Consider the following 25978-nt stretch of genomic DNA (forward strand, 5'->3'; position numbering starts at 1 on the left):
TCTTCCCTCCATAAGGCCCCGGGCGTACCTTGAGCCACCGATCTGATGTGCCGTCAGTAACTTGTGGTCCGAGGGGAAGACGAAGGTGTCCAACCGGAAACGCTCCACCATGCCCGTACCGGTCCCCGCCCTGCTCTGCGCGGTGGCCGGGTCCGCGGCCGCCCTGCTGGCGGCCGCCCCCGCGGCCCACGCCGACGTGGTCGACGTCGCGTACAACTGCCAGACCCCCATCGGGGACAAGTCGGCTGTCTCGCCCATCGACGTCAAGGCCGTCAAGGACGGGGACGCCTACAAGTTGACGATGTCCTTCCAGAAGGGCGTCTCCTCCAGCCCCATCGAACTCGGCAAGGGGGCGATGAACCCCAGCGCCGTCCTGCAGACCGACGGCGCCGAGAAGGTGTCGGTGCCCGTCACCGGTCCCGCCAACAGCGAGGCGGTACCCGCCGACACCCCCATCAAGATCTCCGACCTCTCGGGCACCTACACCCCGAAGAAGAGCGGCAAGGTCACCTTCACCGCCGGTGTGCTCACCATCAAGGCGATGGGCACCACCACCACCTGCACGCCCGGCAACAGCCCCAAGCCGTCCCTGGAACTCGACGTGACGGCCGCAGGCGGGGCCCAGGACGCCCCCGACACCCTCCCGCAGACCGGCCCCGCCGACTCCGCCCTCGCGCTCGGCACCCTGGGCGCCACCGTGCTGCTCTCCGGCGCGGCCGGGGTGCTCTGGCTGACCCGGCGCGGCCGGCCGGTCCAGCGGACCCGGCCCTGAACGGGGCGGCCCCGCCCATGCCCCTGCCCCACGCGCCCCGGCGCCGCGTCCCCAGGCGGCTCGGCCTCGCCCTCCTGGCGGTGACCGCGCTGCTCGGCGGGGTGCCCGCGAAGGCCGCCCACGCCGCCGACGGCCCCGGTTGGACCGCCGAGCCGGCCGCGGGCCGCGCGGGCGCCGCCGTACGCCCGTACTTCTACCTCGCCGGCGCCCCCGGCACGGTGCTGGAGGACAGCCTCGCGCTGGCCAACCCCACCGACCGGGAACACACCGTCACGCTGCGCGGGGCCGACGCCTACGACACCGCCGCCGGGGCCCTCGCCGTACGCCCCGCGGCGAAACCCGGCGCGGAGGGCGGCGCCGTCCCCGGCGCCGGCTCCTGGATCAGCTTCGGCCGGGGCGCGACGGTCCGGCTCCCCGCCCGTACCCGCGCGGTGGTGCCCTTCACCGTCACCCTGCCGCCCGGCTCCGCGCCCGGCGACCACCCGGCCGCGCTGGTCGCCACCGAAGCCGCCGAAGCCGCCGAAGCCGGCGCATCGAGCCAAGCCGGCCGAGCCGCCGAAGCCGGCCGCGAGGTGGCCGTACGGGTCAACCTGCGCGTCGGCGGTCCGGCCGTGGCGGCCCTCACCGTCGAGGACGTCGCCGTACGGGACGAAGCCGGGGCGGAGGTCATCGCGTACACCCTGGTCAACCGCGGCAACGTCGCCCTCGCCCCCACCCTCGCGGTCCGCGCCGACGGCAGCTTCGGCGAGGTCCCCGGGCGCGCCCCGCACGCCCTGCCGGTGGAACTGCTGCCCGGCCGGCGGGTCCGGCTGACCGAGCCCTGGCCCGGAGCCCCGCAGTTCGGCCGCGTGCGCCTCACGCTCACCGTCACCGCCCCCGGGGCCGCCCGGGCCACGGCCGCCGCCTCCGCGTGGTGCCTGCCGCGTTCCACCGCCGCCCGGGCCGGCCTCGGCCTCCTCGCCCTCGGCGGGGCCACCGCGGCCGCCCTGCTCCTCGTACGCGCCCGGCGCGCCCGCAGGGTCCGCGACCTCCGCGAGGACCCCGCACCGCAACCCCTGCCGAACGAGCGGAGCCGACAGTTGACGGGAGCGTCCAGGTGAGCGCCGACTCCGGCGGGACGGCCCGCGCGCGGATCACGGCCCTGCTCACGGCGGGCCTGGCGGTGTGCGTCCTGGCGCTGCTGCCGTCGGCCGCCTCAGCCGCCCCGGCCGCCGACGGCACGCCCACGGCCGCGCTCTCCCTCCAGGAGGCCGCCAAGGGCGCCGGCCTCACCGTCACCGGTACCGGCTGGCGGGCCGGGACGCTGGTGATGCTGCTGGTCTGCGGACAGAACATGATCGGCGGCACCAACAGCTGCGCCAACGCCGACGGGGTCGCCGTCGCGGTCGGCGACGACGGGCACTTCACCGCGCGGCTCCCCGTCGTGGGACCGCCCAAGCCGTGCCCCTGCGTGGTGAACGTGACCTCCGTCAACGGGGACCAGTCCACCATCGCCCTCCCGATCAAGATCACCGACCACCCCGTGGCCGAGCTGCCCGCCGAGTCCGGCACGGGCCGCCTCGCACTGCTCACCGGGGTCCGGCTGGAGGGCGACGACGGGGTGCTGACCTGGTTCGGGGCCCCGCCCACGCGGAAGTTCACGGTCACCGTCGGCAACCTCGGCTCCGCCCCGGTCAAGGACCCGGTCTTCCAACTCGGCACCTCGCACGGGGTGTACGCGCCCCTGTGGGAGGAGGCCCGCTGGAAGGGCACCATCGCGCCCGGCGGAAAGGCGGAGGTCCGGCTGGACGTGAGCCTGGCCGCGGGTGCGCACGGGGACTACACCGTCTCGCTCAAGTACGGGGACAAGGTGGTGGCCACGCAGCCCTGGGGCGTGGGGCGCCCGTACGGGGTGCTGCTGTTCTGGGCCCTGCTGCTGGTGGTGATCCCGACGGCCGTCTTCCGCATCGGCATGGCCGTCGTCGACCGGGTCCGCCCGCGCGGCGCCCCGGCCCCGCGTCCCGTCCCGGCCGCCCCGGCGGTCGCCTCCGAAGCCCCCACGGCGGTACTGCCGTGGTTCACCCCGGACACCGCGCCGGAAACAGACGCACCACCCGCATCACCGTCACCACCCGCACCACGTACACCGCAGACATCCGCACCGTCCGAGAACAGTCCGACGACGAAGGGACATTCGTGAAGACCCAACGGAGGGTGAGCGCGGCCGCGGTCGCGCTGCTGTTCGGCGGCGCGGGCATCCTGCTGGCGGCCGCCCCCGCCCAGGCGGCCGACGTCTCCTACAAGGTGGAGTGCATCCCGCCCGCGGGCGGTGGCGGCCCGGTCCAGGGCACCACCACCGTCTCCATCACCGCGCCCGCCACCGCGAAGGTCGGCGACGAGGTCGAGGTGGTCTGGAAGACCGTCAAACCGGCGTCGAACAACACCGACCTCATGGACCTGGGCAAGGACACCGTCAAGCCCACCGGATACGTCACGCTCGGCGGTGCGCTCAGCTCGGAGGTCAAGCTGGAGGGGGAGCGGAAGAACCCGCCCATCCCGAAGAAGGCCCCCATGGTCATGTCCGACATGAAGGGCAAGGTCAAGCTGACCAAGGCGGGTGACGTCACCATCACGCCGGGCAAGTACGACGTGGACTTCAGCGGCTTCGTCACGAAGTGCTCCCCGCAGGAGGCGGCCGGGGTCGGCGCCACCATCAAGGTCACCGAGGGCGGCGGCACCACCGGCGGCTCGACCACAGGAGGCACCGGCGGCACCACGACCGGCGGCTCCACCACGGGCGGCACCGGCGGCACCACGACCGGCGGCACGACCGGCGGCTCCACCACGGGCAGCACCGGCGGCTCGACCACCGGTGGCGCCGGCGGCCAGACCGACTTCCCCGGCAAGCCCGTCGAGGTCGCCTTCGACTGCGGGGCCGTCGTCCCCGGCGGTATCAAGACCCCGGTCACCATCAACGCGAAGAAGAACGGCAGCGGCTACGACCTCACCGTCAAGACCGCCAAGGGCGCGATGGCCAGCCCCATGGCCCTCCCGGCGGGCGCCCTCAAGCCCTCGATGGACATCAAGCTCGGCGGCGCCGACAGCGGTACGGTCAAGGTCACCGGCCCGGCCAACGCGGAGCCGATCCCGGACAAGGCCCCGGTCAGTCTCAGCGACATGACCGGTACCTACAAGCCCGGCAAGTCCGGCAAGGTGACGCTCAGCCCGGACCAGCTGACGATCGACGTCACGATGGCCCCCGGCGCCACGCCGATCAACGTCCCCTGCAAGGCCACCAGCAGCGGCGTCTCGCTGGAGCTGGACACCACCGCCCAGCCCGGCGGATCCGGCTCGCCCTCCACCACCGGCAGCACCACCAGCGGGTCCGCCGCCTCGGGCGGCCTCGCCGAGACCGGCGCGGAGGACGGGGGCGGCCTCAAGGCCCTCGGCCTGGTCGCCGGCACCGTCGTCCTGCTCGGCGCGGCGGTCTTCACCTTCACCCCCTGGCGCCGCCTGCGCGCAGACCGCTGAAACTCCACCGCGAGGCGCCGCAACGGAAACGGCCCGTCACACCGGAAGGTGTGACGGGCCGTTTCCGTTGGCGGGGTGCGTCAGTGGACGCTGCCCATGAGGGTCTGCACGCGCTTGCGGTAGGCGTAGACCGCGAAGCCGGCCAGCGCGGCGGCCGCGGCCTGCAGCGCGATGATGCCGAGCCCGTTCAGGTCGACGCCCGCGATGGAGAGCAGGCTGGTGATGCAGTCACCGGCGGTGACGGCGAGGAACCAGACGCCCATCATCTGCGAGGCGTACTTCTGCGGGGCCATCTTCGTGGTGACGGAGAGGCCGACCGGGGAGACGCACAGCTCACCGATGGTCTGGATCATGTAGATCGAGACCAGCCAGAGCGGGGAGACCTTGACGTCGCCGCCCGCCATGTTCATCGGGATGATGAAGACGAAGAACGAGGCGCCGATCAGGACCAGGCCCATCGCGAACTTCACGATGGTGTTCGGCTCCTGGTTCTTGCGGGCCAGCCACAGCCACAGCCAGGCGAAGACCGGGGCCAGGGCCATCACGAACAGCGGGTTCAGCGACTGGTACCAGGTGGCCGAGAAGCCGAAGCCGAACACGGTGCCGGCGGTCTTGTCGTCGGCGAACAGGGACAGCGTGGAGCCACCCTGGTCGTAGATCATCCAGAAGACGGCGGCGGCGATGAAGAACCAGATGTACGCGGTCATCTTCGACTGCTCGGCGCCCGACAGGTCCTTGTCGCGCTTGATGCGCGTCAGCACGGCGATCGGGATGATCAGACCGGCCAAGGTGAGCGGGACCAGCGCCCAGTTCAGCGTGTACATGCCGAGACCGACCACGGCGCCGTAGAAGACGGCGATGCCCACGACCGCGAGGACGACCTTGGTGAGGACGGCCTTGCGCTCCTCCGGCGTCAGCGGGTTCGGGACCAGGCTGCTCTTCGGGCTCAGGTGCTTGGTGCCGAGCAGGAACTGGGTCAGGCCCAGGCCCATGCCGACGGCGGCGAGGGCGAAGCCCAGGTGCCAGTTGTGCTCCTTGCCGACCGTACCGACGACCAGCGGGGCGACGAAGGCGCCGAGGTTGATGCCGATGTAGAAGAGCGTGAAGCCACCGTCGCGGCGCGGGTCCTCCGGGCCGTCGTACAGGTGGCCGACCATCGTGGAGATGTTGGCCTTGAGCAGACCGGAACCGACCGCGACCAGGATCAGACCGAGGAAGAACATCGCCTGGCCGGGCAGGGCCAGCGAGAGGTGACCGGCCATGATCACGAAGCCGGCGATGGCGACCGTCTTGCGGGCACCCCAGATGCGGTCGCCGAACCAGCCGCCCGGCATGGCCATCAGGTAGACCATGGAGACGTAGACGGAGTAGATGGCCGTGGTCGTGGCGGCCGTCATGGCCAGCCCGCCGCCCTGGCTGCCCGTGGCGGCGTCGGCGCCGCCCGAGACCAGGTAGTACACGAGGAGGGCGCGCATGCCGTAGTAGGAGAAGCGCTCCCACATCTCGGTCATGAACAGAGTGGCCAAGCCACGGGGGTGGCCGAAGAAGGTCTTCTCGGAGGCCGGAGCCGCCGATTCCTTCGTCAGGCTGGAAGCCATGGTCGATCCTTGCTTTTGATTCGGGTGCCTGGCTTCGTGAGCTCGACAGCGCCCGGTGGGGGGTGGCCGGCACCGGCGACGGACCGCCCACCCCACGCCTCGGGGTCTCGCCCCACGGGGTGGGAGCGAAAGAAGGTCCGTAACCGGGATCCACGCCCTGCGCGCATCCTTCGCGCGAGGGCCCGGCCCCTAGGTCATTCACTTCACCCGGGGCGGACGGGGCATCACTTGACACGTGTACGCATCAAGCTGCCGGTCCGCCCAGGACAGAAGGGGAGACCCCTGGCTCGTTTTCGGCACAAAGGTCCCCTGGGTAGTGCATCAGGCGTCTCGCCACCATACGACACGACACTGCGGCATATGGAAGGACTTGAGACATGGATCACAGGCGCCCCGGGAACCGTTCGACCATATTCGAAGGCGGCGGATAGTCCATAAGCCCAGATCGGCAGGGGTTTGCGGGCTGGCCCACGATTCGGTCGCCGCGCACTACCATCACCCACATGACGCGTGTACTGCTCGCCGAGGACGACGCATCCATCTCGGAGCCCCTGGCCCGCGCCCTGCGCCGGGAGGGGTACGAGGTCGAGGTCCGGGAGGACGGCCCCACCGCTCTGGCCGCGGGGCTGCAGGGCGGCGTCGACCTCGTCGTCCTGGACCTGGGCCTGCCCGGCATGGACGGCCTGGAAGTGGCCCGACGACTGCGCGCGGAGGGGCACGGCTTCCCGATCCTGGTGCTGACCGCCCGCGCGGACGAGGTCGACACGGTCGTCGGCCTGGACGCGGGCGCCGACGACTACGTGACGAAGCCGTTCAGGCTCGCCGAACTGCTGGCCCGCGTACGGGCCCTGCTGCGGCGCGGCGCGAACGAGGCCTCGCAGGCGCCGGCCACCCACGGGGTGCGGATCGACGTCGAGTCGCACCGGGCCTGGATGGGCGAGGAGGAGCTCCAGCTCACCGCCAAGGAGTTCGACCTCCTGCGGGTCCTCGTCCGGGACGCGGGCCGGGTCGTGACCCGCGACCAGCTGATGCGCGAGGTCTGGGACACCACGTGGTGGTCCTCGACCAAGACCCTCGACATGCACATCTCCTGGCTCCGCAAGAAGCTGGGCGACGACGCCGCGAACCCCCGCTACATCGCGACCGTGCGGGGCGTCGGCTTCCGTTTCGAGAAGAGCTGAACGAAGAGCTGAACGAAGAGCCGGAAGAAGAACCGAGCGAGAACCGGGTGCGGACCGAGCCATGCGCCGCCGTCTGATCAACTCCACGCTCGCCGTGGTACTCGTCGTGATCGCCGTGTTCGGGGTCTCCCTCGTCATCGTGGAGACCCGGACGATCACCAGCAGCGCCCAGGACCGCATCGGGTCGGAGGCGCTGCGGCTGGTGGGCATCGTCGAGACCGACGTCCTGGAGGGCAAGCCGGTCGACGCGACCGCGCTCGCCGAGCAGCTGGACATGGGCAGGTACGCCCGCATCACCGTGCCCGGCCGGCCGCCCGTCGAGGTGGGCGAACGGATCCCGGACAGCGTCATCCGCGGCACCGCCCGCGGGGAGCAGGGCGAGGTGGTGGTGGTCGAGGAGTCCCGCTCCACGGTCACCAAGGAGGTCGGACGAACCCTCGTGGTGGTCGGCGCGGTGGCGCTGCTGGCCGTCGTGGCGGCCGTCCTGCTCGCCGTCCGGCAGGCGAACCGGCTGGCCTCACCACTCACCGACCTCGCCGAGACGGCGGAACGGCTCGGCTCGGGCGACCCGCGGCCCCGCCACAAGCGCTACGGGGTCCCCGAGCTGGACCGGGTGGCGGACGTGCTGGACTCCAGCGCCGAGCGGATCGCCCGGATGCTCACGGCCGAGCGGCGCCTGGCCGCCGATGCCTCGCACCAGCTGCGGACGCCGCTGACGGCCCTGTCGATGCGGCTGGAGGAGATCACCGTCACCGACGACCTCGAGACCGTCCGGGAGGAGGCGAGCATCGCCCTGACGCAGGTCGAGCGGCTCACGGACGTGGTGCAGCGGCTCCTGACGAACTCCCGCGACCCCCGGACCGGCTCGGCGGTCCCCTTCGACCTGGACGAGGTCGTCAAGCAGCAGGTGGAGGAGTGGCGGCCGGCCTACCGCAGCGCCGGACGGGCCATCGTGCGCTCCGGCAAGACGGGCATACGGGCCGTGGGCACGCCGGGGGCGGTCTCCCAGGTGCTGGCCACCCTCGTGGAGAACGCGCTGATGCACGGTGGCGGCACGGTGGCGCTGCGTACGCGGGTGATCGGCAACCAGGCGGTGCTGGAGGTCACGGACGAGGGGCCCGGCGTTCCGCCCGACCTCGGCAACCGGATCTTCGAGCGGGCCATCAGCGGGCGCAACTCGACCGGGATCGGCCTCGCCGTCGCCCGGGACCTCGCGGAGGCGGACGGCGGCCGCCTGGAGCTGCTCCAGACGCAGCCGCCGGTGTTCGCCCTGTTCCTCAGCCGGACGGCGCCCGCGCCGCCGGAGCCCGAGCGTCCGGTCCGCTAGCGGACCATCCGTGAGGCCGGGCCGGTCAGCGGACCGCCCGTGCGGCCAGGGCCGTCACAGCCTGACCGTCCGTGCGGCCGGGTGCGTCAGCGGACCGGCGTGGCGGCCGGCTCCGGCGCGAGGGGCGCCGCCGGGGTCGCCGTGGCGGCCTGTCCGTCGCGCTGCTCGACGACCAGCGAGGCGGCGGGCGCGGGCAGCGCCTTGAAGACCCACGTCCGGTAGGACCAGAAGCGGAAGATCGTGGCGATGCCGATACCGGCGAACTTGAAGAAGTTCGTCGCGAGGGAGCCGTCCCAGCCGAGCCCGTAGGTGGCCGTGTACAGGACACCGTTCTCGATGACCAGGCCGATCACGCTGAACGCGGCGAACAGCGTCAGCTCGCGCGTGCGCGTGTGGCTGCTGTTGTCGGCGCGGTCCCGGTAGGCGAAGTAGCGGAAGCCGAGGTAGTTCGACGCGATGGCCACCACGGTCGCTATGACGCTGGCGCGCACCACCTGGAGGTCGGTCGTGCTGCGGATCAGGTTGAACACACCCATGTTCACCAGCACGCCCAGCCCGCCGACCGCCCCGAACTTGGCGACCTCCCGAGCCATACCGCGTATGCGTTCGAGGGCGGGTACGTTCTTCGGCGTGCTCATGTGATGGCTCAGTCCCTGTCCGTCGTCGCCGCCCTCCGTGCGGGAGGCGTCACTCGTCGTCGACGACCCGTCTCGGCGCACAGTCTTCTGCGTCACACGTATCCGTCAACCGAATCTCGTCGTCCGTCCATGGTAAGTGCCGCCCCCCGGCTGCGTCCGCCCCCGGCGCCCCGTGCGACGCACGGCACACGGGGGGCCCGGCGAGTCCTCGCCAGGGCTGCGTCCGGATGGCGGAATACCGACGGATACCCTGGAGGTGTGACGTTCCCGGTAGTCGGCATGGTCGGCGGCGGACAGCTCGCCCGCATGACCCACGAGGCGGGTATCCCCCTCGGCATCAGATTCAAGCTCCTCAGTGACACCCCACAGGACTCGGCGGCCCAGGTCGTGAACGATGTCGTCATCGGCGACTATCGCGACCTGGAGACGTTGCGTGCCTTCGCGCGCGGCTGTGACGTGATCACCTTCGACCACGAGCATGTACCCATCGAACACCTGCGGGCCCTGGAAGCGGACGGCATCCCCGTCCGCCCGGGGCCCGACGCGTTGATGCATGCCGCCGACAAGGGGGTGATGCGCGCCCGGCTCGACGAGATCGGCGTGCCCAGCCCCCGCCACCGGATCGTCAGCGATCCGGCGGACGCGGCGGCCTTCGCGCAAGAGGTCGGCGGGTTCCCCGTCATCCTCAAGACGGTGCGCGGCGGCTACGACGGCAAGGGCGTGTGGTTCGTCCGCACCCCGCAGGACGCGGAGGCCCCCTTCAAGGCGGGCGTCCCGGTCCTGGCCGAGGAGAAGGTGGACTACGTCCGCGAGCTCGCGGCCAACATCGTCCGCTCCCCGCACGGCCAGGCGGTGGCCTACCCCGTCGTGGAGTCCATCCAGGTCGACGGCGTCTGCGACACGGTGATCGCGCCCGCCCCGGACCTGTCGGAGGAGCTGGCGGGCGAGGCCCAGGCGCTGGCCCTGCGCATCGCGAAGGAACTCGGCGTGACCGGCCACCTGGCCGTCGAACTGTTCGAGACCACCGACGGCCGGATCCTGGTCAACGAACTGGCCATGCGCCCGCACAACAGCGGCCACTGGACCCAGGACGGTGCGGTCACCTCCCAGTTCGCCAACCACGTCCGGGCGGTGCTGGACCTGCCGCTGGGCGATCCGCGCCCGCGCGCCCGCTGGACGGTCATGGCGAACGTCCTGGGCGGCGATTACCCCGACATGTACGCGGCCTACCTGCACTGCATGGCCCACGACCCGCAGCTCAAGATCCACATGTACGGCAAGGACGTGAAACACGGCCGGAAGGTCGGCCACGTCAACACCTACGGCGACGACCTGGACGATGTGCTGGAGCGCGCACGTCACGCAGCCGGCTACCTCAGAGGGACGATCACCGAATGAGCACCAGCTCTCATGCAGGCCCCGCGGGCCCCGTCATCGGCATTGTCATGGGCTCCGACTCGGACTGGCCGGTCATGGAGGCCGCGGCCCAGGCGCTGGACGAGTTCGAGATCCCCTACGAGGTCGACGTCGTCTCCGCGCACCGGATGCCGCGCGAGATGATCGCGTACGGGGAGCAGGCCGACGCCCGCGGCCTCAAGGCCATCATCGCGGGCGCCGGCGGCGCCGCCCACCTGCCCGGCATGCTCGCGTCGGTCACCCCGCTGCCCGTCATCGGCGTCCCGGTGCCGCTCAAGTACCTCGACGGCATGGACTCCCTGCTGTCGATCGTCCAGATGCCCGCCGGGGTTCCCGTCGCCACCGTCTCGGTCGCCGGAGCGCGCAACGCGGGCCTGCTGGCCGTACGGATGCTGGCCGCCCACGACACCGAGCTGCTGGCCCGGATGCGGGACTTCCAGCAGGAGCTGAACGACCAGGCCACCGAGAAGGGCAAGCGGCTGCGTACGAAGGTCGCCGGCACGGAGTCGTTCGGATTCGCCAAGTGAGCGCCGCGCAGCGCCTGGCCGAGGCGCGCGAGCTGCTGGCCGAGCACCCCGTGGTGGACGGACACAACGACCTGCCCTGGGCGCTGCGCGAGCAGGCCCGCTACGACCTGGACCGGCTGGACATCGCCGGTGACCAGCGCGGCACCCTGCACACCGACATCCCCCGGCTGCGCGCCGGCGGGGTCGGCGCGCAGTTCTGGTCCGTCTTCGTACGGTCGGACTACGCGGGCGACACGGCGGTCAGCGCCACCCTGGAACAGATCGACGGCGTCGGCCAGCTGATCGCCCGTTATCCCGAGGCCTTCGCCCGGGCGCTGACGGCGGACGACATGGAGGCGGCCCGCGCCGACGGCCGGATCGCCTCGCTGATGGGTGCCGAGGGCGGCCACTCCATCAACAACTCGCTCGCCACCCTGCGCGCCCTGCACCAGCTCGGCGTGCGGTACATGACGCTCACGCACAACGACACCATCGACTGGGCGGACTCGGCGACCGACGAAGCCCGGCACGGGGGCCTCACCGGCTTCGGCCGCGAGGTCGTGCGCGAGATGAACCGCATCGGCATGCTCGTCGACCTCTCGCACGTCGCCGAGACGACGATGCGGGACGCCATCGAGGTGTCCACCGCGCCGGTGATCTTCTCGCACTCCTCCGCGCGGGCGGTGTGCGACCACCCGCGCAACGTCCCGGACGACGTCCTGGCGCTGCTCCCGGCCAACGGCGGGGTGGCCATGGCCACCTTCGTGCCGAAGTTCATCCTGCCCGGGGCCGTCGAGTGGACGCTGGCCGCCGACGAGAACCTGCGCGCGCACGGCTTCCACCACCTCGACACCACCCCCGAGGCGATGGCCCTGCACCGGGCCTTCGAGGCGGAGCACCCGCGCCCGGTGGCCACGGCCGCCACCGTCGCGGACCACCTGGACCACATGCGCGAGGTGGCGGGCGTCGACCACATCGGCATCGGCGGCGACTACGACGGCACGGCCTTCACCCCGTCCGGGCTGGACGACGTGGCGGGCTACCCGAACCTGATCGCGGAGCTGCTGGCCCGCGGCTGGTCGCGGGCCGACCTGGCCAAGCTGACCTGGTCCAACGCGGTACGGGCGCTGCGCGACGCCGAGGCGGTGGCGCGCGACCTGTCGGCCACCCGCGGCCCCTCCAACGCGGTGATCTAGGGCCGGGACGCCTTGGCGTTCGGGTGCCCGCTCCGCGGTGACACCCGAACGCCACACCCGCCGTGAACCCGCGCGCCCCGCATGTCACCGTGGCCAGACGAACCCCGCTTCTCTCCCTGCTGCGCCGAGACCGGAGCGAACGCCATGGCCGACTTGCAGGACGAACCCCTTCCGAGCCCCGGCACCGACGTGGGCCCCGGCTCCCTGGGATCCGAAGACCTCGCCGCCCACGGCGCGGCGCCCGGAGCCCTGGACCGGGCCATGGAGCTGCTGAGCGAACATCCCGTCGCCGACGGCTGCAACACGCTGGTCTGGACCCTGCGCCAGAGCCCGTACCACGACATCGACACCCCCGACCTCGGCGTCGACACCGACATCCCGAGGCTGCGCGCCGGCGGGGTCGGTGCCCAGTTCTGGTCCCTGCTGACGCCGAGCGAGGCGCCCGCCTCCGACCAGGTGGTGTCCGACACCCTGGAGCAGATCGACGTGGCGCTGTCCCTCGTGCGCCGCTACCCCGACAGCCTGTGCCTCGCGCTGACCCCCGACGACATGGCGGACGCCCGCAACCGGGGCCGGATCGCCGCGTTCCTCGGCCCGGTGCCCGGCCGGACGCTGAGCGGCTCCCTGGGGGCCCTGCGCGCGTTCCACGCGCTGGGCGTACGCCTCCTCGCGCCCGCGGGGGCGCCCTGGGCCCGGGAGGGCCTGACGGTCTTCGGCCACGAGGTGGTCAAGGAGATGAACCGGCTGGGGATGCTGGTCGACCTGGCCGGATGCCCGTCGGCGGTGGCCTGCCAGCTCGCGGGCGCCTCCAAGGCGCCGGTCGTCATCTCGAACACCGGGGCCGCGGCCCTGAACCCGCACCCGGGGAACGTGAGCGACGAGGTGCTGCTCGCGCTGCGCGCGGCGGGCGGGCTGGCGATGGTCACCTTCGACACCGAGCGGACCGGGGACTCCCTGCACGCGGTGGCGGACCACGTGGACCACGTACGGGCGCTCGCGGGCCCGGAGGGCGTCGGCCTCGGAGCCGCGTTCGGGGCCGAACCCGGCAGCCCCCGCCCGGCCGGCCTGACCGATCCCTCGGGCTACCCGAGGCTGGTCGCCGAACTCCTGGAGCGCGGCTGGACGGAACCCGACCTGGCCCTGCTCACCTGGGGCAACGCCCAACGCGTCCTGCGCGACGCGGAGTTCACCGCCCGCGCGGCCCAGCACCGCCGCCCGGCCTAGCCGCCCGGTCCGGCCGCCCGTTCTACCCGCCCGGTCCGGCCGCCCGTTCTACCCGCGCGGGGCCCCGGCGGGTTCGGGGTCGCGGGCCGGGCCGGCTTCCTCGGCCCCGGCGCCGACGGTCGCCCTCCACAGCCGGACGCCGGACCACACGGTCGCGCAGAGCAGCAGGCCGTTGCGGGCGCACAGCAGGAGCGTGCCGAACCAGGTGTTCTGCAGGACGTCGCCGTACCAGACGGGGAACACCAGCGAGGTCAGCACCGCGGCGGCGGCCAGCAGCCATGCGACCGGGCGCTGGGTGGTGTGCCTGGAGGTCAGGCAGACGGCCGCGAGGCCGAGCAGCCAGATCATGTACTGCGGGCTGATGACGCGGCTGGTCACCGTGAAGACCATGACCGCGCAGAGCGCGGCGTCCAGCGGGGTCGCGGCCGTCCAGCGACGTGCCCTGACCCGCCACAGGAGCAGCAGCATGAAGCCGACCACGGTGAGGGCGAGCGAGGCCCGCGCGACGGCCGGGACGTACGGGCCGACGTACTCGAAGGCGCCGTACTGGAAGGTGATCTTCCCCGGCCAGACCTTCGTCCTCATGGCGAGCATCAGTGCCGAACCGCCGACGGACTCGACCTGGACGCCCCGGCCCCCCTGGTTGCCGAGGAAGCCGAGGGAGTCCCGGAAGAGGACCGCGAAGACGGCGAGCAGCGCCGCGCAGGACAGGGCGGCCGCGGTGACGGCCTCCCGCGTGGACTTGCCGCGCGGGGTGCCCAGCAGGGTCAGCAGCGGCCACACCTTGACCATCGCGCCGATACCCGCGATCACCCCGCCGAGCCGGGGGCGGTGGCGCAGGCAGAGCAGCGACCCGACCGCGAGCAGCGTCACCTGGACGTCGTAGCGCGCGAACGGCGTCGCCATCAGCAGCGGCAGCGCGAGCAGCCAGAGCAGGGCGCCGGCCATGCTGCCGTCACCGCGGCGGCCGGCGCGGAGCAGGCCCGCGAGGATGACGCCGTCGCAGAGCACCGTCAGGGCGACGAAGGCCTGGAAGTAGGTGAGGAAGGGCAGCAGATCGGGCGAGAGGAAGATCGCCGCGGCCGCCGGCGGGTACTGCCAGGTGATGTCGTCGTGCGGCATCGACCAGGTGATCAGGACGTCGTACCAGTTGTGGTAGGTCCCGCTGATGTCCACGCGCACGAGGTTCGAGCTGTGGAAGTCGTGCACGAGCATCCACAGCATCAGCGCCCGGGTGGCCGCCCAGAGGGCCGCCACACCGAGGAGGGCGCCGCGTCCGCGCGCGGCTGCCGGGGAGGTCCCCCGGCCGTCGTGCGGGGCCGCCGGGGCCGAGTCGGGGGCGGCCGCGGGGCTGCTGGTAGCGCTCATCGGCCGCCACTCTACCGATCCGCCGCCCCCCGAGGTGCCCGGTCCGGACCGGACCCGGGCGGGCCCTCGGCGCACCGTGTTCCGCTCGGGACGCGGTCCCTCCGGGCGCGCGGCACGCCGCTCGGGCCCGGCCCCCTCAGGCGCGCGGTATGCCGCGCGGGCCCCGGCTCCCTCAGGCGCGCGGGCGCCCCATCGCCCGGTACGTCCACCCGGCGCCCCGCCACAGGTCGGGGTCCAGGGCGTTGCGGCCGTCCAGGACGAGGCGGTCCGTGACGACCTCGCCCAGCGCGGCCGGGTCCAGCTCGCGGAACTCCCGCCATTCGGTGAGGTGCAGGACGACCTCCGCGCCCCGGGCCGCCTCGACGGCGGACCCCGCGTACCCGAGGGTGGGGAAGACGCGCCGCGCGTTGTCCATGCCCTTCGGGTCGTAGACGGTGACCTGCCCGCCCTGGAGGTGGATCTGCCCGGCCACGTTCAGCGCGGGGGAGTCGCGCACGTCGTCGGAGTCCGGCTTGAAGGTGGCCCCGAGCACCGCGACGCGCTTGCCGAGGAAGGAGCCGCCCACCGCCTCGCGCGCGAGCTCCACCATGTGCCCGCGGCGGCGCATGTTGATGGAGTCGACCTCCCGCAGGAACGTCAGCGCCTGGTCGGCGCCCAGCTCGCCCGCCCGCGCCATGAACGCGCGGATGTCCTTGGGCAGGCAGCCGCCGCCGAAGCCGATCCCGGCCCGCAGGAACTTGGAGCCGATCCGCTCGTCGTAGCCGATCGCCTCGGCCAGCTTCACCACGTCACCGCCGGCCGCCTCGCAGACCTCGGCCATCGCGTTGATGAAGGAGATCTTCGTGGCGAGGAAGGAGTTGGCGGCCGTCTTGACCAGCTCGGCGGTCGGGAAGTCCGTCACCACCAGCGGGGTGCCCTCCGCCATCGGCGTCTCGTAGACCTCCCGCAGCACCTTCTCGGCGCGGTCGCCCTGCACGCCGATCACGATCCGGTCCGGGTGCAGGGTGTCCTGCACCGCGAAGCCCTCCCGCAGGAACTCCGGGTTCCACGCCAGCTCCGCGTCCGCGCCCGCCGGGGCCAGCGCCGCCAGCTTCGCCGAGAGGCGCTCCGCCGAGCCCACCGGGACCGTGGACTTGCCCACGACCAGCACGGGCCGGGTCAGGTGCGGGGCCAGCGACTCCAGCGCGGAGTCCACGTACGACATGTCGCAGGCGTACTCGCCGTGCTTCTGCGGCGTGTTGACGCACAGGAAGTGGACGTCGCCGAAGGCGCCGACCTCCTCCCAGGACCGGGTGAAGCGCAGTCGCCCGGACGACCCCGGCAGCCCGGCCACGTGCGCGGCCAGCAGCTCCTCCAGCCCGGGCTCGTACATCGGGACCCGGCCCGCGGCCAGCATCTCGATCTTCTCCGGCACCACGTCCAGGCCCAGCACCTCGAAGCCCAGCTCGGCCATGGCGGCGGCGTGCGTCGCGCCGAGGTAGCCGGTGCCGATCACAGTGATCCTGAGGGGGGCCATGGGTGCTCCAGAGGTGCGGGGCCGTTTGCGGCCACTGAGCATAGTCGGGCCCGCCCCGGGGGACGCTCCCCACGAAGGCACCACGGACCCCCGCTGTCACGCAGCTCACGTACTCCGTACATATCGCTGCCCTGACGCCGGAGACTAAGCTTCGGGTTACTTAACGGTAGTTAGCATCACGGACCGCGCGCCGACATCACGCAGCGCGCACCACGCATCACACCTGGGGAGTGAGAGATCTTGGCGGGTTCTGCCGACTTCGACCTGTACCGCCCGGCCGAGGAGCACGACATGCTCCGCGAGTCCGTCCGCTCGCTCGCCGAGGCGAAGATCCTGCCGTTCGCCGCGACGGTCGACGAGGAGTCCCGCTTCCCGCAGGAGGCCCTCGACGCGCTGGTCGCCAACGACCTGCACGCCGTCCACGTGCCCGAGACCTACGGCGGCGCCGGCGCGGACGCGCTCGCCACCGTGATCGTGATCGAGGAAGTGGCCCGCGTCTGCGCCTCCTCCTCCCTCATCCCGGCCGTGAACAAGCTCGGCTCGCTCCCGGTGATCCTCTCCGGTTCCGAGGAGCTCAAGGCCAAGTACCTCGGCCCGCTGGCCAAGGGCGACGCGATGTTCTCGTACGCCCTCTCCGAGCCCGACGCGGGCTCGGACGCCGCGGGCATGAAGACCCGCGCGGTGCGCGACGGCGACTTCTGGGTCCTCAACGGCGTCAAGCGCTGGATCACCAACGCGGGCGTCTCCGAGTACTACACCGTCATGGCGGTCACCGACCCGGAGAAGCGCTCCAAGGGCATCAGCGCCTTCGTCGTGGAGAAGGGCGACGAGGGCGTCTCCTTCGGCGCGCCGGAGAAGAAGCTCGGCATCAAGGGCTCCCCGACCCGCGAGGTCTACCTCGACAACGTGCGCATCCCCGCGGACCGCATGATCGGCGCCGAGGGCACCGGCTTCGCCACCGCGATGAAGACCCTGGACCACACCCGCATCACGATCGCGGCCCAGGCCCTCGGCATCGCCCAGGGCGCCCTGGACTACGCCAAGGGCTACGTCCAGGAGCGCAAGCAGTTCGGCAAGCCGATCGGCGACTTCCAGGGCGTGCAGTTCATGCTCGCGGACATGGCCATGAAGATCGAGGCAGCCCGCCAGCTCACGTACTCCGCCGCCGCCAAGTCCGAGCGCGTGTCCGCCGGAGGTGACAAGGAGGACCTCACGTTCTTCGGCGCCGCGGCCAAGTGCTTCGCCTCCGACGTCGCCATGGAGGTCACCACCGACGCGGTCCAACTCCTGGGCGGCTACGGCTACACCCGCGACTACCCGGTCGAGCGCATGATGCGCGACGCCAAGATCACCCAGATCTACGAGGGCACCAACCAGGTCCAGCGCATCGTCATGGCGCGCAACCTGCCGTAGAACGCACAGCGGGCCGGAGGAGGCTGGGGCAGCCACCTCCGGCCTTTGCGCGCCTGCTGATGGGCTAAATTTGAACCTTCGTACGCCCGAACCGGTTGGGGAGAAAGCAATGACGGAAGCGATCCTGCTGGTTGGCGGGCAGGGGACGCGGCTGCGTCCCGTGACGGTGAACACCCCCAAGCCGATGGTTCCGGCCGCGGGTGTTCCGTTCCTCGCACACCAGATAGCCAGGGCCGCCGCCGCCGGTGTCACCCACATCGTGATGGCCACCTGCTACCTCGCCGAGGTCTTCGAGCCCTACTTCGGTGACGGGTCGGACTTCGGCATCAAGCTGGAGTACGTCGTCGAGGACGAACCCCTCGGCACCGGCGGCGCGATCCGCAACGCCGCGCAGCGGCTGACGGGCGGACCGGACGCCCCCGTCCTCGTCTTCAACGGCGACATCCTCACCGGCCTGGACATCGCCGGCCTGGTCGAGTCCCACCAGACGGCCGGGGCCGACGTCTCCCTGCACCTGGTGCGGGTCGAGGACCCGCGCGCCTTCGGTCTGGTCCCGACCGACGCCGAGGGGCGGGTGCTGGCCTTCACCGAGAAGCCGCAGACCCCCGAGGAGATCGTCACCGACCAGATCAACGCCGGTTGCTACGTCTTCCGCCGCAGCGTCATCGACTCCATTCCGGCCGGTCGGCCGGTGTCCGTCGAGCGCGAGACCTTCCCCGGCCTGCTCGCCTCCGGTGCCAGGCTGCACGGCGTCACCGAGGACACCTACTGGCTGGACCTCGGCAAGCCCGAGTCCTTCGTCCAGGCCTCCGCGGACCTCGTGCGCGGTATCGTCTCCTCCCCGGCCGTCCCCGGCCCGCGCGGTGAGGCCCTGGTGCTCCCGGGTGCCGAGGTGGCGGACGACGCCAAGCTGTCGGGCGGTACCGTTGTCGGGGCTGGCGCCCGCATCGGGGCGGGAGCGGTCGTCCAGGGCTCCATCGTCCTGGAAGGCGCGATCATCGGTGCGGACACCAACGTGAGCGCCAGCCTGATCGGCGCCCGCGCTTCGGTGGGTTCGCGCACGGTGCTTGACGGCGCGGTCATCGGGGACGGCGCCGTCGTAGGGGCTGACAACGAACTCCGCGCGGGGGCACGGGTGTGGTGCGAGGCAGAACTGCCGTCCGCATCCGTCCGCTTCTCCTCCGACCGGTGACCAACTCCAGTGAGGCATAACCCTGTGATAGGCGAGCAGCAGACTCCCCGCGCGACCGACGTCGCATCCACGAAGCTCCCCGACAGCTGGGCGCACACCCCGCTCACCGTGGTCATGCCCACGTACAACGAGGCGGGCAACCTGCCGGGCATGGTCGAGCTGCTCATGGGCCTCGACCAGCCGGGCCTGCGCCTGCTGGTCGTCGACGACTCCTCGCCCGACGGCACCGGCAAGATCGCCGACGAGCTCGCCGAGGGTTTCCTCACCAAGGACGGCAAGCCGCGCATGTCGGTCCTGCACCGCACCGCCAAGGACGGCCTCGGCCGTGCCTACGCGGCCGGCATGGCCAAGGCCGTCGAGGACGGCGCCGAGTACGTGCTCCAGATGGACGCGGACGGCTCCCACCCCGCCGCGAAGATCGCCGAGATGCTGGGCGTCGCCCGCTCCACCGGCGCCGGTCTCGTCGTCGGCAGCCGCTACGTGCCCGGCGGCACCCTCTCCGATGCCTGGGGCGCGCACCGCAAGCTGCTCTCCCGCTGGGCCAACGCCTACGCGAGCACCATCCTCGGCACCCGCGTCCGCGACATCACGGGCGGCTTCAACCTGTGGAGCGCCGACGCGCTCAAGGCGATCGACCTCGCGTCGATCGGCAGCGCCGGCTACAGCTTCCAGGTGGAGATGAAGTACAAGGCCCTGCGCCGCGGCTTCCAGGTGATGGAGGTCCCGATCCACTTCGAGGACCGCACCGTCGGCGAGTCCAAGATGAACCTCGCGGTGCAGCTGGAGTCCATCGCCATGCCGTGGAAGCTCCGCGCCCGCGCCGGCAAGTAGCCGTCGAACCCGCCTGACGCAAGGGGCACCCCCTCGGGGGTGCCCCTTCCGTCGTGCCCGGCGGTCAGGCGCGCGCCGCGGGCCGGCTTTCGAGCCAGTGCCTCAGCAGCCGGGCGGACGGCCGTTCCACGTAGCGCTGGATCAGCCAGGCCGCCGCCAGTATCACGGCGACCGCCGACAGCAGCAGCGTCCACGGTTCGACGTCGCGGTGCCACCGGCGCAGCAGGGTGATGCCGATCTGCTGGTGCAGCAGGTACAGCGGGTAGGACATCGCGCCGCCGACCGGCAGCCACCGCCAGTCGATCCGGTCGAGCCACCGCAGGGCGACGGCGGCCATCACGAGGTAGCAGGCGCTCATGACGGCCAGGCACGCCCCCCAGGACAGCCGGTCGCCCTTGACGGTGTTCCAGTGGACGATGTCGTCCAGCCAGCGCTGCATCAGCAGCCACGAGAAGCCCACCAGGGCCCACGGCTCGCCGGCGCGCGGCCCCTCCCGGCGGATCAGGTAGAAGCAGATGCCGGAGACGAACAGCGGCGAATAGACCGGGTTCGCCAGGGTGTCGAGGACGGGCAGCCCGGACGTCGGCGCCAGGAGCGAGGCCACCGTCCAGATCCAGCAGAAGTTCATCACTTTGCGGTACGTCAGCCCCGTCCGGGCGACCACGGCGAAGAGCAGGTAGAACCGGACCTCGGACCACAGCGTCCAGTACGACATGTCCAGGTGGTCGCGTTCGAGCGGTGTCTGGAACATCGTCAGGTTCGTCAGGACCTGGCTCAGCCCGGGGCCGGAACCGCCCGACGGCTCGCCGTCGACGAGCAGCACGGCCGTGGTGAGCAGCACGCAGAACCAGTAGGCCGGTCCGAGGCGGACCACCCGGCTGCGCAGGTAGCCGCCGAGCGGCCGTCCCCAGGCCGACATGCAGATGACGAAACCGCTGATCATGAAGAACAGCTCGACGCCGAGCCAGCTGTAGCGGCCGAAGGTCGTCAGCCAGCCGAAGGCGTCGCGCCCCCAGAGTCCCTCGCGCGTGTAGTGGTGGAAGAGCACGGCCATCGCCGCGACGATGCGCAGCCCGTCCAGGACGCGCAGCCGCGGCCCGGTCGCCCGCCCGGACGCCGCCTGTCCGGGGATGGCGCGAGGGCTCGCGAGGTGGTCACCGTCTGACTGCGGCCTGGGGAAGGCGCGCGGGGACGGATGCAGGGACATGGACGCTCCAGGGGGAGGAAGGACGCCCGTCCGGTTCCATGCCGCACCGAAAGCACGGACTCCCGGACTCCCCCCGGCGCGTGAGCCGCAACACGTTTCACGGCAACCTACCGGACCGTTCCCGTACCCCGGCGCACGCCGACGCCCGCGCCGCCGCGCCCCCCCGCACGCGGTCAGCGGCTCTGCACGGTGACCTTCTCGTCGTTCTGGATCTGCTTCACCAACTGCTGCACCTTGGCCTTGTCCCAGATCAGGTTGCCGCCGCGCTCACCGGAGATGGGCATGTTCATCGACACGCCGTCACCGCCGTTGACGCCCTTCATGGCGAAGAACATCTGCCCCATGTCCCACAGGCCCATGTCCTTGTCCACGATCACCGTGTCCAGGCCCGCGCCCATCACCGGGTAGAGGGCGAAGGGGTTGAGGATCGTCGACGGGGTCGCCGCCTGACTGGCCAGCGCCGACAGGAACTTCTGCTGGTTCTTCGTCCGTTGCAGGTCCGACTCGGCGAAGGCGTACCGGGTACGGACGAACGCCAGCGACTGGCTGCCGTTCAGGGTCTGCCGGCCGGCCTTGAAGTCGGCTCCGGACTTCTCGTCCTTGAACCCCTTCTCGATGTCCAGTTCCACGCCGCCCAGCGCGTCCACGATGTTCGCGAAACCGGCGAAGCCGATCTCGGCGTAGTGGTCGATCCGCAGACCGGTGTTGAACTCGATCGTGCGCACCAGCAGCTCCGGGCCGTCCTCCGCGTACGCCGCGTTGAGCTTGACCCGGCGGCCCTGGGCGGGAAACTTCTTGCCGGACTGCGAGCCGACGAAGGACGGGATCTCCACGTCCGAGTCGCGCGGCAGCGAGATCATGGTGTTCCCGCTGGAGCACTTCGCCAGGACCATCATCGAGTCGGTGCGCTTGCCCTCGGCGGAGCCGGTGTGGAGCTTGCGCTTCTCCTCGTCGGACATGCCCTCGCGGCTGTCGGAGCCCACGATGAGGTACGTCGTGCAGTCGCCCTCCTTCGGGCGCTCGATGACCTTCGAGAGGTCCACCTCTCGGCGCACCTTGGAGTCGGCCCAGAAGTAGGTGCCGACCGTGGTGACCACCAGCGCGGAGACGAGGACGATCGCCCCGATCTTGATCCGCTTGCGCCAGTCGACGACGACCCGGACGGGGACGGGCCCCTGGCCGCCCTGCCCCGGCCGGCGCGGGCCGCCGGGCGGCCGCCCGCCTCCGCCGCCCGCGGGCGTGCCGTAGACCTGCCCGGTGCTGTAGCCGCTGTCGTAACCGCCGGGGCTCTGCGCCTGCTGCGGCGGCACGCCGTACCCGGGCTGCCGCACCGGAGGGTCGGCGGGCGGCCGGGGCGGGCCGGGCTGCCGGACGGGCGGCTGCTGCCGCTGGATGTGCCGCATCCGCTGCGGACCCTCGGGCTCGGGCCAGTCATTCATGTGCCCAAGGATGCCTTCCCGGCGGAGCCGCCCGACAGCCCGGTGGGCGGTTCGTACCGGTGCTGTTGCAGAGCTGATGCTTCGGGGACGGCTTTAAGGTGTTCGTATGACAGAGATAGCGGGCGATCCGCCGGGCAAGCCGATCTCGGCTTCCCGGACCACCCTCAGCCACATCATGACCGCCAACGACACGAACCTCCTGGGCACCGTCCACGGTGGAGTGATCATGAAGCTGGTGGACGACGCGGCGGGCGCCGTGGCCGGGCGTCATTCGGGCGGTCCCGCGGTCACCGCGTCCATGGACGAGATGGCCTTCCTCGCCCCGGTCCGGGTCGGCGACCTGGTCCACGTGAAGGCCCAGTGCAACTGGACCGGCCGCACCTCCATGGAGATCGGCGTACGGGTCCTCGCGGAGCGCTGGAACGAATCCACCCCCGCCACCCAGGTCGGCAGCGCCTACCTCGTCTTCGCGGCGGTCGACGCCGACGGCAAGCCGCGCGTGGTGCCGCCCGTCCTCCCGGAGACGGAGCAGGACGAGCGCCGCTTCCAGGAGGCCCAGATCCGCCGCACCCACCGGCTGGCCCGCCGCCAGGCGATCATGGCCCTGCGCGAGGAGCGCGCCGCCCAGGGGTTCGAGGCCTGAGCCCGGGAGCGCGCGGATCGAATCGGCGCGTGTTTCGAATCACGGAACCGCCATCCCGTCGTGCGGCGCCGTAAGCCGCCCGTAAGGTTGCGTCAGACGTCGGGGCGTGGTCGCCAGCGGATGCGACGTCGGATCCCGAGCCGGACACATCGCGGAGTCGAGCCCCCATGTCAGCTGTGATACCACCCCCGCCTGCGCTGGATGCCGTGCCCGCACGAACGGCCCCGCAGGCCGGGGGCGCCGCGCGCCGCCCCCGGCTCTACGTCCTGGACGGACTGCGGCTGATAGCGGCGCTCTCCGTGGTCTCCTTCCACTGGGCCGGCGTCAACATCCACCCCGAGGTGTGGGGCGCCACCCCGCGGACGCTGATGCCGAGCGTCCACCGGGTCGCCTCCTACGGGTGGATGGGCGTCCAGCTGTTCTTCCTCATCAGCGGCTTCGTCATCTGCATGTCGTGCTGGGGCCGTTCTCCCCGGGACTACTTCACTTCCCGGGTCGTACGGCTCTACCCCGCCTACTGGGCCGGCATCGTCATCACCACCCTCGTGGTGAACTTCGCGGCCACCGTCCGCGCCAGCCGCAAACCGATGAGCGTCAGCGACGTGCTGACCAACCTCACGATGCTGGAGCGCCCCCTCGGCGTGACCGAGGCCGACGGCGTGTACTGGACGCTCTGGATCGAGCTCCGCTTCTACCTGCTCTTCGCGATCGTCGCCGTCATGGGCCTGACGTACCGCCGGGTGCTGGCGTTCTGCGGGATCTGGACGATCCTCGCGGTGATCACGCCGAGTGCGGACAGCAAACTGATGGACACCGTCTTCATGCCGCAGGACGCCCCCTACTTCATCGCGGGCGTGGCGATGTACCTCATCTACCGGTTCGGCGTGAACCCACTGCTGCTCGCAGTGGTCGCCTTCTCCTGGCTGCTCGCGCAGAACCGGCTGCACATCACCGTCGGCGGTTACGAGTACGAGGTGCACCACACCCTGTCCTGGCCGGTGATGGCGGCCGTTTCCGCCGCGGCCTTCCTCGTCATGCTCGCCGCGGCGATGGGCGCCCTCAACTGGATCCGCTGGAAGTGGCTCACGGTGGCCGGTGCGCTCACCTACCCCGTCTACCTGCTCCACCAGGAGCTCGGCTGGGCGATGATCCGCTGGGGCCGCAACCACGGCATCGCACCGTTCCAGCTGCTCGCCCTCTGTCTGGCCGTCATCCTGCTGCTCTCCTGGCTCGTCCACCGCTTCGCCGAGCGGCCGCTGTCGGCGGTGCTCAAGCGGTTGCTGGACGGGGCGAAGGTCTCGCTGCCCAAGAGCGATCCGCCCGTCCGCCCCAGGTGACCGCGGGCCGCGCAGCGCGGTACGAACCGTCGCGGATTGGTTGCGGCCCCGGAGACTGATCTACCCTGGCACGTCGAGCCCCGGTCCGGATTTCCCATGCGCCGGCGCACCGCAGCCGTCCCGTGGACCCGGAAGGTACGAGCAGATGACGAGCAGGAGTACGGCTGCCATACCGGAGGCCGGCTCGGTCCACCGCGTGACGCACCCGGCGACGGACGGCGCACCGGCTTCGCGGGCGGCGCGCTTCGACTGGCTGTGGGCGGCGCTGCTGACCCTCGCCGTCACCGTCTACGGCAGCGCCGGGGTGCAACCCTGGCGCGACGAGCTGGCGAGCTGGAGCGCCGCCTCGCGCAGCACCGGGGACCTGATCGAGACGCTCGGCCACGTGGACGCCGTCTCCGGCCTCTACTACCTGGTCCTGCACTTCTGGATGTCGGTGTCCGGCGACTCCGAGACGATGCTGCGCATGCCGTCGGCGCTGGCCATGGCCGCCGCCGCGGGCTTCGTCGTACTGACGGCCCGTCGGCTCTTCGACCGCCGCACCGCCGTCTTCGCCGGCCTCCTCTTCGCCCTGCTCCCGTCCGTCTCCCGGTACGGCCAGGAAGCCCGGTCGTACGCCTTCGTGCTGCTCGCGGTCACCGCCGCCACCTGGCTGCTGATGCGGGCGCTCGACCGGCCGACGCTGCGGCGCTGGGCCCCGTACGCCCTCGCGGTGGCGCTGGCCGGGCTGTTCCACATCGTCTCGCTGCTCTTCCTGCTGCCCCACGCCCTGATCGTGCTGCTGCGGTGGCGGCGCGACCGCCGGGGCCGCACCGTCGGTACGTACGCCCTGGCGACCGCCGTCGCGCTGGTGCCGGTGATCCCGCTGGTGCTGTTGGGCCAGCGCCAGGTGGGCCGGCAGATCAGCTGGATCAAGACCCCGCACCTGCGGAGCCTCGCCGACCTTTGGAGCTCCCTCTACGGCAGCCCGCTCGTGGCCCTCGCCGTCGCGGCGGCCGCACTGCTCCCCCTCGCATGGGCCCGGGGCCGGCGACCCGCGCTGGAGCTCGGCCTGATCGGGGCGGTCCCCGTCGCGGCCGACTTCCTCGTCTCGCAGGGCAGCACCTCCTACTTCATGGACCGGTACCTGCTGTTCACCGTCCCCGCCTGGGTGGTGCTGGCCGCCGCCGGGCTGGCCGCGGTCAAGCCGAAGGCGGTGGGCGCGGCCGGGCTGGCCGCCATCGTGCTCCTCGGCCTCCCCGACCAGCGCCAGCAGCGCACGGAGCTCGTGAGGGTGGGCCTCGACGGCGAGGCGGCCGCGGGGATCATCGCCAAGGGGTACCAGCCCGGGGACGGCTTCGTGCCCGTCCGGGGCTCCGACAGCGTGTACATGATCGACTTCCAGGTGGAGTACTTCCTCCCCGACCGCGTCAAGCTCCGGGACGTGTTCTCCGAGCGCACCGCGGTGCAGCGCGACGACCTGTTCCCGCAGGAGTGCCCCCGGCCCGTCGACTGCCTCGACACCACGCGCCGCATCTGGGTCGTCACCTGGAGCGGGACGGACAACCCGTACCACAAGCTCCCCGACGCGCAGGCGAAGGCACTGCAGAGCCACTACAAGGTGCTCCGCAAGACCAGCGTCCGCGGGCTCCAGGTGTCCCTGCTGGAGCGGACGAAGTAGCCCC

General features: G+C 71.8%; 22 protein-coding genes. 16 read left to right on the forward strand and 6 right to left on the reverse strand.

All coding sequences use genetic code 11. The features are described from left to right. Nucleotides 1-85: 85 nt before the first annotated feature. The 4 genes from ACIA6C_RS26425 to ACIA6C_RS26440 are packed head-to-tail and all read left to right on the forward strand — an operon-like array spanning nucleotide 86 to nucleotide 4282. Complete coding sequence (locus ACIA6C_RS26425) at nucleotides 86-772, forward strand: LPXTG cell wall anchor domain-containing protein (RefSeq protein ID WP_399279446.1); 687 nt, start codon at nucleotides 86-88, stop codon at nucleotides 770-772. A 17-nt stretch (nucleotides 773-789) separates the two neighbouring features. Further along, complete coding sequence (locus tag ACIA6C_RS26430) at nucleotides 790-1872, forward strand: hypothetical protein (protein ID WP_399279448.1); 1083 nt, start codon at nucleotides 790-792, stop codon at nucleotides 1870-1872. Then, on the forward strand, nucleotides 1869-2951 hold the full coding sequence (locus ACIA6C_RS26435) for a hypothetical protein (protein WP_399279450.1): 1083 nt from the start codon (nucleotides 1869-1871) through the stop codon (nucleotides 2949-2951). Before ACIA6C_RS26430 ends, ACIA6C_RS26435 begins: the two co-directional genes overlap by 4 nt. Then, a complete protein-coding gene (locus ACIA6C_RS26440) occupies nucleotides 2948-4282 on the forward strand; it encodes a hypothetical protein (protein ID WP_399279452.1) in 1335 nt (444 codons plus the stop codon). The genes ACIA6C_RS26435 and ACIA6C_RS26440 overlap by 4 nt, the downstream gene beginning before the upstream one ends. 80 nt (nucleotides 4283-4362) lie before the next feature. Here the strand turns inward: ACIA6C_RS26440 and ACIA6C_RS26445 are convergent, their stop codons facing one another. Further along, nucleotides 4363-5880, reverse strand: a complete 1518-nt coding sequence (locus ACIA6C_RS26445) for a peptide MFS transporter (RefSeq protein WP_399279454.1) — start codon at nucleotides 5878-5880, stop codon at nucleotides 4363-4365. 503 nt (nucleotides 5881-6383) lie between these two features. On the opposite strand from ACIA6C_RS26445, the gene ACIA6C_RS26450 reads away from it, so the two are divergent. Beyond that, entirely contained in the window at nucleotides 6384-7061 is a 678-nt protein-coding gene (locus ACIA6C_RS26450) for a response regulator transcription factor (protein ID WP_136213631.1), read from the forward strand. 61 nt (nucleotides 7062-7122) lie between these two features. Continuing rightward, nucleotides 7123-8388 (forward strand): ATP-binding protein, encoded by a 1266-nt coding sequence (locus ACIA6C_RS26455; protein WP_361137099.1) that lies wholly within the window; start codon nucleotides 7123-7125, stop codon nucleotides 8386-8388. A gap of 86 nt (nucleotides 8389-8474) precedes the next feature. Here ACIA6C_RS26455 and ACIA6C_RS26460 read toward each other — a convergent pair whose 3' ends face one another. Further along, complete coding sequence (locus tag ACIA6C_RS26460; protein ID WP_361137097.1) at nucleotides 8475-9026, reverse strand: GtrA family protein; 552 nt, start codon at nucleotides 9024-9026, stop codon at nucleotides 8475-8477. A gap of 258 nt (nucleotides 9027-9284) precedes the next feature. On the opposite strand from ACIA6C_RS26460, the gene ACIA6C_RS26465 reads away from it, so the two are divergent. The 4 genes from ACIA6C_RS26465 to ACIA6C_RS26480 all read left to right on the forward strand — a co-directional run bounded on the left by ACIA6C_RS26465 (nucleotide 9285) and on the right by ACIA6C_RS26480 (nucleotide 13368). Continuing rightward, complete coding sequence (locus tag ACIA6C_RS26465; RefSeq protein ID WP_399279457.1) at nucleotides 9285-10424, forward strand: 5-(carboxyamino)imidazole ribonucleotide synthase; 1140 nt, start codon at nucleotides 9285-9287, stop codon at nucleotides 10422-10424. Beyond that, the gene (gene purE, locus ACIA6C_RS26470; RefSeq protein WP_361137093.1) at nucleotides 10421-10969 is read left to right on the forward strand and encodes a 5-(carboxyamino)imidazole ribonucleotide mutase; all 549 of its coding nucleotides are present in this window, start codon (nucleotides 10421-10423) and stop codon (nucleotides 10967-10969) included. The genes ACIA6C_RS26465 and purE overlap by 4 nt, the downstream gene beginning before the upstream one ends. Beyond that, nucleotides 10966-12144 (forward strand): dipeptidase, encoded by a 1179-nt coding sequence (locus tag ACIA6C_RS26475; protein ID WP_399279459.1) that lies wholly within the window; start codon nucleotides 10966-10968, stop codon nucleotides 12142-12144. Before purE ends, ACIA6C_RS26475 begins: the two co-directional genes overlap by 4 nt. A gap of 144 nt (nucleotides 12145-12288) precedes the next feature. Further along, nucleotides 12289-13368 (forward strand): dipeptidase, encoded by a 1080-nt coding sequence (locus ACIA6C_RS26480; protein ID WP_366083173.1) that lies wholly within the window; start codon nucleotides 12289-12291, stop codon nucleotides 13366-13368. Between the two features lie 48 nt (nucleotides 13369-13416). Here ACIA6C_RS26480 and ACIA6C_RS26485 read toward each other — a convergent pair whose 3' ends face one another. Both ACIA6C_RS26485 and ACIA6C_RS26490 read right to left on the reverse strand, forming a co-directional pair. After that, the gene (locus ACIA6C_RS26485) at nucleotides 13417-14736 is read right to left on the reverse strand and encodes a glycosyltransferase 87 family protein (RefSeq protein ID WP_399279461.1); all 1320 of its coding nucleotides are present in this window, start codon (nucleotides 14734-14736) and stop codon (nucleotides 13417-13419) included. A gap of 172 nt (nucleotides 14737-14908) precedes the next feature. After that, nucleotides 14909-16252 (reverse strand): UDP-glucose/GDP-mannose dehydrogenase family protein, encoded by a 1344-nt coding sequence (locus ACIA6C_RS26490; RefSeq protein WP_361137085.1) that lies wholly within the window; start codon nucleotides 16250-16252, stop codon nucleotides 14909-14911. A gap of 240 nt (nucleotides 16253-16492) precedes the next feature. Between ACIA6C_RS26490 and ACIA6C_RS26495 the strand changes: the two genes are divergently transcribed. The 3 genes from ACIA6C_RS26495 (at nucleotide 16493) to ACIA6C_RS26505 (ending at nucleotide 19688) form a co-directional block, all read left to right on the forward strand. Then, entirely contained in the window at nucleotides 16493-17665 is a 1173-nt protein-coding gene (locus ACIA6C_RS26495) for an acyl-CoA dehydrogenase (RefSeq protein WP_361137083.1), read from the forward strand. A gap of 109 nt (nucleotides 17666-17774) precedes the next feature. Beyond that, nucleotides 17775-18857 carry an NDP-sugar synthase gene (locus ACIA6C_RS26500; protein ID WP_361137081.1) on the forward strand — a complete coding sequence of 361 codons (1083 nt, stop codon included), beginning with the start codon at nucleotides 17775-17777 and terminating at the stop codon, nucleotides 18855-18857. 24 nt (nucleotides 18858-18881) lie between these two features. Next, entirely contained in the window at nucleotides 18882-19688 is an 807-nt protein-coding gene (locus ACIA6C_RS26505; protein ID WP_399279464.1) for a polyprenol monophosphomannose synthase, read from the forward strand. A gap of 64 nt (nucleotides 19689-19752) precedes the next feature. Here ACIA6C_RS26505 and ACIA6C_RS26510 read toward each other — a convergent pair whose 3' ends face one another. Next, the gene (locus ACIA6C_RS26510; protein ID WP_399279466.1) at nucleotides 19753-20895 is read right to left on the reverse strand and encodes an acyltransferase family protein; all 1143 of its coding nucleotides are present in this window, start codon (nucleotides 20893-20895) and stop codon (nucleotides 19753-19755) included. Nucleotides 20896-21068: 173 nt separating this feature from the next. Continuing rightward, entirely contained in the window at nucleotides 21069-22334 is a 1266-nt protein-coding gene (locus ACIA6C_RS26515) for an LCP family protein (protein ID WP_399279468.1), read from the reverse strand. Nucleotides 22335-22440: 106 nt separating this feature from the next. Between ACIA6C_RS26515 and ACIA6C_RS26520 the strand changes: the two genes are divergently transcribed. The 3 genes from ACIA6C_RS26520 (at nucleotide 22441) to ACIA6C_RS26530 (ending at nucleotide 25974) form a co-directional block, all read left to right on the forward strand. Next, entirely contained in the window at nucleotides 22441-22977 is a 537-nt protein-coding gene (locus ACIA6C_RS26520) for an acyl-CoA thioesterase (RefSeq protein ID WP_329195740.1), read from the forward strand. Between the two features lie 206 nt (nucleotides 22978-23183). Beyond that, nucleotides 23184-24314 (forward strand): acyltransferase, encoded by a 1131-nt coding sequence (locus tag ACIA6C_RS26525; RefSeq protein ID WP_361137077.1) that lies wholly within the window; start codon nucleotides 23184-23186, stop codon nucleotides 24312-24314. 145 nt (nucleotides 24315-24459) lie between these two features. After that, nucleotides 24460-25974, forward strand: coding sequence for a glycosyltransferase family 39 protein (locus tag ACIA6C_RS26530; protein ID WP_399279470.1), 1515 nt, complete (start codon nucleotides 24460-24462; stop codon nucleotides 25972-25974). The last annotated feature ends 4 nt before the right edge of the window (nucleotides 25975-25978 follow it).

It is taken from the genome of Streptomyces sp. NPDC051578 (genome assembly GCF_044454045.1).
Classification (GTDB): Bacteria; Actinomycetota; Actinomycetes; order Streptomycetales; family Streptomycetaceae; genus Streptomyces.

Coding starts and splice junctions, on each gene's coding strand:
- ACIA6C_RS26430 (WP_399279448.1), top strand. CDS start 790: ATGCCCCTGCCCCACGCGCCCCGGCGCCGCGTCCCCAGGCGGCTCGGC.
- ACIA6C_RS26450 (WP_136213631.1), top strand. CDS start 6,384: ATGACGCGTGTACTGCTCGCCGAGGACGACGCATCCATCTCGGAGCCC.
- ACIA6C_RS26445 (WP_399279454.1), bottom strand. CDS start 5,880: ATGGCTTCCAGCCTGACGAAGGAATCGGCGGCTCCGGCCTCCGAGAAG.
- ACIA6C_RS26530 (WP_399279470.1), top strand. CDS start 24,460: ATGACGAGCAGGAGTACGGCTGCCATACCGGAGGCCGGCTCGGTCCAC.
- ACIA6C_RS26520 (WP_329195740.1), top strand. CDS start 22,441: ATGACAGAGATAGCGGGCGATCCGCCGGGCAAGCCGATCTCGGCTTCC.
- ACIA6C_RS26480 (WP_366083173.1), top strand. CDS start 12,289: ATGGCCGACTTGCAGGACGAACCCCTTCCGAGCCCCGGCACCGACGTG.
- ACIA6C_RS26515 (WP_399279468.1), bottom strand. CDS start 22,334: ATGAATGACTGGCCCGAGCCCGAGGGTCCGCAGCGGATGCGGCACATC.
- ACIA6C_RS26490 (WP_361137085.1), bottom strand. CDS start 16,252: ATGGCCCCCCTCAGGATCACTGTGATCGGCACCGGCTACCTCGGCGCG.
- ACIA6C_RS26500 (WP_361137081.1), top strand. CDS start 17,775: ATGACGGAAGCGATCCTGCTGGTTGGCGGGCAGGGGACGCGGCTGCGT.
- ACIA6C_RS26485 (WP_399279461.1), bottom strand. CDS start 14,736: ATGAGCGCTACCAGCAGCCCCGCGGCCGCCCCCGACTCGGCCCCGGCG.
- ACIA6C_RS26510 (WP_399279466.1), bottom strand. CDS start 20,895: ATGTCCCTGCATCCGTCCCCGCGCGCCTTCCCCAGGCCGCAGTCAGAC.
- purE (WP_361137093.1), top strand. CDS start 10,421: ATGAGCACCAGCTCTCATGCAGGCCCCGCGGGCCCCGTCATCGGCATT.
- ACIA6C_RS26460 (WP_361137097.1), bottom strand. CDS start 9,026: ATGAGCACGCCGAAGAACGTACCCGCCCTCGAACGCATACGCGGTATG.
- ACIA6C_RS26455 (WP_361137099.1), top strand. CDS start 7,123: ATGCGCCGCCGTCTGATCAACTCCACGCTCGCCGTGGTACTCGTCGTG.